The following is a 7,333-nucleotide window of genomic DNA, read 5'->3' as shown; positions in this document are numbered from 1 at the left end:
CATTTGGGTGCTCCCTGCCTGCCGGCAGGCAGGTATCCAGTTAAGCTACGGAGCCTGCTTGCCACGACTTCCTTTGAAATCGGGCTGCAAAGATAAAAGAAAATCATATCCGCCCGCATCAGAAAAAAATATGTCTTTTGTGATGTAAATCATGTTGAATTGAATTGGGCGACGTAACTTACCACCATCAAAACATTTATGAAATCAAGGAGATTTATCTTGGTGGCTTCGGTTGTTGTTAGCACAGTCGCTTCGTTGTGCGCCCAGCCTGAAAGGCAGGTCATTTCTGAGCTGGAAAAAACCTTGCTTTCACAGCTTGATGAGGCCCGGAGCATAACGCAAAACCATCCCGATAGCGCTTTGAGTATAGCCCTGTACACACATTTCCTGGCTCAAAAAGAACAAAGCGATACCCTTCTCAAGCGCAGCTTTTTTACAGTTGGATGGGTCCATGACATGATGGGGAGCGCCGATTCCGCGTTGTGGTGGTATGATCGTGGAATTGACTGGGCAGAGAAACAGTCGAATCTTGGGCTGAAATATGACCTGATTTTTAGCAAAGGCCTCGTGCACTACTACAATCAAAACTTTGCTTCTGCCATTCAGTGTTACGATCAAGCCATTACCTTTTGGGAATCTGCAGGCAATCTGGACCGGCAAAGCAAAGCCTTGAACAACCTTGCAATTGTTTTTCGCGTGCGCGGAAGACACGACAAGGCCGTGGAAACGTATTTACGCTCAATTCAAATCAAAACGCAGCTTCAGGACACGGCTGGTCTGGCCACTTCTCATCTCAACCTTGGAAATGCGTACTACATGATTGATGACTATGATGCCAGCATGGAGCATTACCATCTTGCTCTCCAATTGGCTGAGTCGGTAAAAGATAGTTTGTCTGTTACCTCTGTATATTCCGGTCTCGGACGAACACTGGTGGCTCTTGAGAATTTTGAAGATGCAGAAGCCTATCTGAACATGGCCCTTGCCAGAATGGGGGATAAGCTCACGTTAGAACTGATAGGTGTTCAGTTGAACCTGGCAATGATTGACCGCTTTCAAAACCAACCTGATCAAGCTATTCAACGATTGATACCATTTTATGAGGATGTGAAAAAGTGGGATCGTGCAAATTCACTCATCAGCTTCGAAAAAGAATTGGCCGCCAACTATGCCATGCTAGGTGACTACTTGAAAGCTTATGAGCATCAAAAGGCCTATTTTGAACTGTATAGAGAATCTTCCGAAGAAAAGAAAGTTCGCCTCACAGAAGAAATGCAAACCCGCTTTGAAACCCGCGAAAAAGAGAATACCATATTAATGCAGGAACTGGAGCTGGAAAAAAACCAACGTGAGAAACAGGCCCTTTTTATTGGGGGTGCGTTCGCTGTTCTTACCGTATTGATTATGATTGTTTTTGCGGTGTCGAAAGTGAGAAGCAACCGAAAACTATCCCTTGAGAAAGCCAAAACAGAGAGCCTGCTTCGCGACCGGGAAACCCTGCTGCGCGAAATTCATCATCGTGTAAAAAACAACCTTCAGGTAGTAAGCAGCTTGTTGAGCATTCAAGGACGCGAAATAACCGATGACAAGGCCCAGCGAGCTGTAAACGAAACCCGCAACAGGGTACAGTCTATGGCGCTCATTCATCAGTTTCTTTACGGAGACCAAAATTTGAGCACCATTGATATGCCCCAGTACATTGAACAGTTGAGTAACAGACTGTTTTCAACCTACCGTGTTGACCATGATTTGGTTCAGCTTCATGTTGATGTTGACCCCTTACTGCTGGACGTTGATACAGCCATACCTGTGGGTTTGATTTTGAATGAACTGATTACCAACTCGCTCAAATATGCGTTTCCAGAAGGGAGAGAAGGTAATCTGTGGGTGAGCTTGAAAGAAAACGCCGATGTTCTTATCTTGCGTGTAAAGGATGATGGTGTTGGGGTTGATGATATCACACCCAAATCAACTTCGTTTGGAATGAAGCTCCTCAATGCATTCAAGCAAAAACTGGAGGCGGATTTTGAGATTAAAAGTGAACAAGGACTCCAGATTGATTACCGAATTCGCAAATACAACAAGGCGTGAGTAGAAAATACGATATCCTGATTGTGGAAGATGAGCCGCTCATCGCCGAAGATATTCAGGGATACCTGGAGGAAAGTGGTTTTACGGTAGTGGGCATTGCCAATAGTGGTGCAGCGGCTCTCAAGCTGCTGGAAAATCATCGCCCTGACGCTTTATTGCTAGATATCAATCTGGGCAGTCCCCCCGACGGTATAGAACTCGCTGGCATTGTGCGCGAAAAGTACAAGCTGCCTTTTGTGTATCTCACAAGTCATTCGGACAAAAGTACCTTGGAGCGCGCCAAAAAAACTTTTCCAGCAGGATACCTCCTCAAACCTTTTGACGGGTACGACCTGATGACTTCTCTGGAGGTAGCGCTTTATAACCATTTCAATATGAACGGAGCCCAGTCGGCTCCATTGTCGTTGCATCAAATCAACGACAAATTGCCTACCGCCTTGAGCGAGCGCGAGTTTGAGCTGATGCAGTTGCTTCAAACCGGTAAAACCAACCGCGAAATCGGGGAGGAGCTATTCATCTCGGTGAATACCGTTAAAACGCACTTGCAGAACCTGTTTGATAAGCTGGATGTGCACAACCGAACACAGGCCATGTTCAGAATCAGGGAGCTGATTGAGAACTAGTGTTTGTGGCTTTGTCAGGCGCAAAATCATCCGAATGGGTGAGAAGCCACACCGGTGGAGCAGCCAACTTTGCATCGTACCCAATACGGTTTTATGCAGCTCTCCCGAAAAGCCATATTCAAAAAATCTTATTCACTTGTTTTAAGCGACTTGTCTGAAGCACTGCTTCTTCTCACAGGTGTACTGTTTATGTCTTTTGAAGACGAGCAATACCTCGCTGCCACGGGCTTGATTGATGCTGCGTTATTGTGCTGTCTGGCCTATGGCTTTGCGCTTACGGATAGCTTTCAACGTTTTTACGCGCGTCACTTTGCTCGCAACAAATCAGGTAACTGTTCGTCGCAAGTATTGTTGAAATCAGTGCTTCATTTTGCAGGTATTGGTGTTTTTCTGGCCCTGGTTTCCTTTGGCAGCGCTGCCATTCTCTCATACTTGTTTTCGAACGCTACGGTGCAGTTGTTTTATGAAGCAGCCCCATGGTTTGCAGTGCTCGTGACGGTGTATTACTTCGCTTTGCCTTTTCATTCTTTTCTAATAGGGAAAGGGCATACCCGTTTGGTGGGATGGCTTGCGTTGGTGGCAATTGTGATCAATGCGCTGTTATTGTGGCTTATTTTGCACGTTTGGCATTGGAGTATGCTGCCAACCAATGCTCTCCTTTATGCCGCCCTCGTTGCAGAATCAGTTTGGTTGATTCTTCTGGTTGGGTTTTGTCAATACAAAGGCTACTTGTCTTTCATTAAGGAAGCGGCACCCAAGAATAATCGGCTGGTCAAGGTCATTCACAAAACGGCCGTTTACCCCGGACTTTCTGCGCTCTCATTTCACCTTGGTACCACTTTTTTAATTGTGTATCTATCCTGGTGTTGTGCCGAGCAACACGTGGCGACACTTACACTCATACTTGGCTTTTGGGGAGTACTCATAGCACCGGTAAACGGCATGGCTGACGCTGCGAACAACGACTTCTCCATGCTCTATTCACGCAGAAAAAATGCCGCTTTTGCGGTTGTAAGGATGAAGTATGTAGAGGTTGCAGCTGTTTTGAGCGGATTGGTTTTTATTCAGTTGCTGATTGTAAACGAATTGTTTGCCAAGGCACAGCAGCTTGATTTCAACGTTATGGTTTTGCTGGGTGTGCTTGCTTTGCTCACCATTATCAACAAGTTTGATTTTGTAGCCCTGCTCACCAGGTTAGAAAACAACAGTTACGCTGGTGTGAAACTCTTTTACGGAACGGCTGTGGGGCTCGCTGTTATTGGATGCACGCTTCTTCTCAACCTCGAATTAATCATGCTTTTAACTGCCATTTGTGTCATGCAGCTATTCATCACACAGTGGCTTTATTGGCGTGTCAAAAAAGTTTGGTTTTCAGTTGGGTGAAGCCATCATCGTCCGTTCGTGATTCAATCAACCTGAACCATGTCTGTTGAAAATAATCTCAGCAATAAAGAGCGTGATGTGGCAGATTGCCTCACCCGTGGCATGACCAATTTGCAAATTGCACAGGCCTGCGATATCACCGAGAATACGGTAAAAACCCACCTCAAAAGCATCTTCAAAAAGCTGGGTGTCGAAAATCGCACCCAGGCTGTTTTGACCTTGCTCAATCCATCATGATGAGTGTAATTTCTGCACGGGTCTTTTCAGATTAATTGAGTTTTCGTGAAATGGATTTAACACAAAATCACCCGTATGGGTGAGAGCCTTGACAGGAGCCTTTCCAAACTTTGCTCAATCAATATATGAACCAAAAACAACCCCATGAAAACATTAAAGTACTTGATAGCGATGGCTTTATTGGTCTCGTTTTACGTAGGCTACGCACAGCCTGCAAACGACAATTGTGCGGATGCCTTGCCCATAGTGCCAGGGACTGAATGCACATTCGTAAGTTACACGAGTATAGGTGCAACTGGCGAACCGACCTCAGTAGCTCCTAACCCCTCTTGCGGATTGTACCAGGGTGGTGATGTGTGGTTTAGTTTTGAAGTACCCGCCTCGGGGAGCTTCCGCATCGAGATGAGCAGCGCCAGCAGCAACTCCCAATGGGCGCTCTACAGCGGCACCTGTGGCAGTTTCACCCAGTTGGCCTGCGCCACCAGCACCAACCAGCTCAATGCCAATTTCATCGAGCCCGATTGGGCAGGTGAAACGCTTTACCTGCGTTCCTGGCGCTTTAATAATGCTACCGGAATTGATTTCAATCTTTGTATCTGGGAAATTACTCCTCCTGTAAACAACAACTGTGCGGATGCAATCAGTCTTCCGGTGGATTCAGAATGCAATTTCCAATCGTTCAGTTCGCAGTTCAGCTCGGCCGAGCCTGCTTCGGTTGCCCCTAACCCTTCCTGCGGATTGTTTCAGGGGGGTGATGTGTGGTTTAGTTTTGAGGTGCCCGCTTCAGGCAATTTCCGCATTCAGATGAGTAGTGCAGGGAGCAACTCTCAGTGGGCATTATACAGTGGAACCTGTGGCAGCTTTACGCAAATGTACTGCGCCACCAGTGCCAATCAGATGAGCGCCAACTTTAGTGAAACCAGCCTGGCCGGAGAAACGCTTTTCATCCGCAGCTGGCGATTCAACAGTACACAAGGAATCGATTTTGATCTTTGTGTTCAGGAGATAGTCCCTCCTGCTAATGACAACTGTGCGGATGCCATCAGCATCCCTGTAGGCGCAAGCTGCAATGCACAAACCTACAGCTCCGAGTTTAGCACATCCGAACCGACTTCTGTTGCTGCAAACCCCTCTTGCGGATTGTATCAGGGCGGTGATGTATGGTTTACTTTTGAGGTACCGTCCTCCGGAAACTTTCGTGTTGAGGTGACCAGTGCGCTGAACAATGGATCGTGGGCACTCTATAGTGGAGTTTGTGGAAGTTTAACACAATTGAATTGTGCCGCCAGTACAAATGACTTAATCGCCAATTTCGTAGAACCCGATTTGGCGGGAGAGACGCTGTATCTGCGTACATGGCGCTTTAACAACCAATCGGGAGTTGCGATCAATCTATGTATCTGGGAATTTACACCCGACCCGAATGACAATTGCGCGGATGCTTTAGAGATAGAGCTGAGCGACGAATGCGATGCACAGCAGTATAGTTTTCAGCTTTCTACTGCCGAGGATGTTGCAGTAGCCCCCAATCCATCCTGCGGAACATACCAGGGAGGAGATGTCTGGTTTAAATTCACCACACCAATATCCGGGCAGTTTGCTGTGAATTGGTCAAATGTAACTGGCTTTAACTACATGGCTCTCTATAGTGGTACGTGTGGTGAATTCACGGAAATTAATTGTAGTGGCACCAGCCCCATCACATTCAATGATGAATTGCTCGGAGGTCAGGAACTCTATCTCCGTGTATGGAGATTGAACAATCAACAGGGAGGGGTGATTGATCTTTGCATTTTGAATACGACTGTGCCTGTCAATGACAACTGTGTGGATGCTATCCCGCTTTCTGTGGATGGCGATTGCATAGCGCAAACCTTCGATAACTTCAACGCGACACAGGAGCCCGGACTCGCACCTTCCCCAAGTTGTGGAAGCCTTACAGGAGGCGATGTGTGGTTCACTTTTACCATGCCTGATGACGGACTGGTTCGGATTCAACGCGAGAATCTGAGCGCTGGTTTCGCGTACCTCACGGTTTATGAGGGTTCTTGCGGAAGCTTTAGCGAGGTGGGTTGCTTACCCAACATTCCTCAGCTTATTATTGACGATCCAACATTGGCCGGAGAAACATTGTATATCCGAATGTATCGTCTTAATAGCAATGCCGGAATGGAATTTTCTCTGTGTGTACAGGCGGGAGACTGCAACGGAGATTTTGATGGAAATGCCTTGCCTGGTGAACCATGCGACGACGGTGATCCCAATACCGGTAACGATACCTGGGACAATGATTGCAACTGTGTAGGACAGATTATAGACTGCGAGGGCCTGCCCGGTGGCTCTGCATTGCCCGGAACACCTTGTGATGACAACGACCCAACTACCGGAAATGACACCTACGATAATGACTGCAATTGCATAGGTATTCCGATTGACTGCAACGGAGATGTGGGTGGAACCGCATTCATTGACAACTGCGGCGAGTGCGTGGGCGGAACCACCGGCGAGGAGGCCTGTACAGCAGACTGCAATGGCGACTTCGACGGTACGGCCTTTATTGATAACTGCGACAATTGCGTGGGAGGAAATACCGGCATTGAGCCTTGCGTGGCCGACTGCAACGGAGATTTTGGAGGCACAGCCTTTATTGACAACTGTGATAACTGTGTGGGAGGAAACACCGGTGATGAGCCTTGTGTGGCCGATTGCAACGGTGACTTTGGCGGAACAGCTTTCCTCGACAATTGCGGGGTTTGCGTAGGCGGCACCACCGGACTTCAGCCATGCGCCCAGGATTGCAATGGAGTGTTTGGCGGAACTGCTTTTATTGACAACTGTGGCGAGTGCGTGGGAGGAACCACCGGCGAGGAGGCCTGTGCAGCAGACTGCAATGGCGACTTCGGGGGTACGGCCTTTATTGATAACTGCGACAACTGCGTAGGAGGAAATACAGGTATTGAGCCCTGCGTGGCCGACTGCAACGGAGATTTTGGCGGCTC

At 47.7% G+C, this 7,333-nt stretch carries 5 protein-coding genes; all 5 read left to right on the top strand.

What is annotated here, in order from left to right; genetic code table 11:
• Positions 1-198: 198 nt before the first annotated feature.
• Positions 199-2,091 (top strand): hypothetical protein, encoded by a 1,893-nt coding sequence (locus EA392_00520; protein ID TVR42233.1) that lies wholly within the window; start codon positions 199-201, stop codon positions 2,089-2,091.
• Positions 2,088-2,714 carry a DNA-binding response regulator gene (locus tag EA392_00515; GenBank protein TVR42232.1) on the top strand — a complete coding sequence of 209 codons (627 nt, stop codon included), beginning with the start codon at positions 2,088-2,090 and terminating at the stop codon, positions 2,712-2,714. Before EA392_00520 ends, EA392_00515 begins: the two co-directional genes overlap by 4 nt.
• A gap of 93 nt (positions 2,715-2,807) precedes the next feature.
• Positions 2,808-4,097 carry a hypothetical protein gene (locus tag EA392_00510; GenBank protein ID TVR42231.1) on the top strand — a complete coding sequence of 430 codons (1,290 nt, stop codon included), beginning with the start codon at positions 2,808-2,810 and terminating at the stop codon, positions 4,095-4,097.
• A gap of 39 nt (positions 4,098-4,136) precedes the next feature.
• Positions 4,137-4,334 carry a LuxR family transcriptional regulator gene (locus EA392_00505; protein ID TVR42230.1) on the top strand — a complete coding sequence of 66 codons (198 nt, stop codon included), beginning with the start codon at positions 4,137-4,139 and terminating at the stop codon, positions 4,332-4,334.
• Positions 4,335-4,670: 336 nt separating this feature from the next.
• The coding region (locus tag EA392_00500) for a hypothetical protein (protein TVR42229.1) at positions 4,671-7,333 on the top strand (2,663 nt) is incomplete at its 3' end.

It is taken from the genome of Cryomorphaceae bacterium (assembly GCA_007695365.1).
In the GTDB taxonomy this organism is placed as follows: Bacteria; Bacteroidota; Bacteroidia; order Flavobacteriales_D; family SKUL01; genus SKUL01.
This window is presented reverse-complemented; position numbering and strand designations above follow the sequence as displayed.

Coding starts and splice junctions, on each gene's coding strand:
- EA392_00505 (TVR42230.1), top strand. CDS start 4,137: ATGTCTGTTGAAAATAATCTCAGCAATAAAGAGCGTGATGTGGCAGAT.
- EA392_00510 (TVR42231.1), top strand. CDS start 2,808: ATGCAGCTCTCCCGAAAAGCCATATTCAAAAAATCTTATTCACTTGTT.
- EA392_00520 (TVR42233.1), top strand. CDS start 199: ATGAAATCAAGGAGATTTATCTTGGTGGCTTCGGTTGTTGTTAGCACA.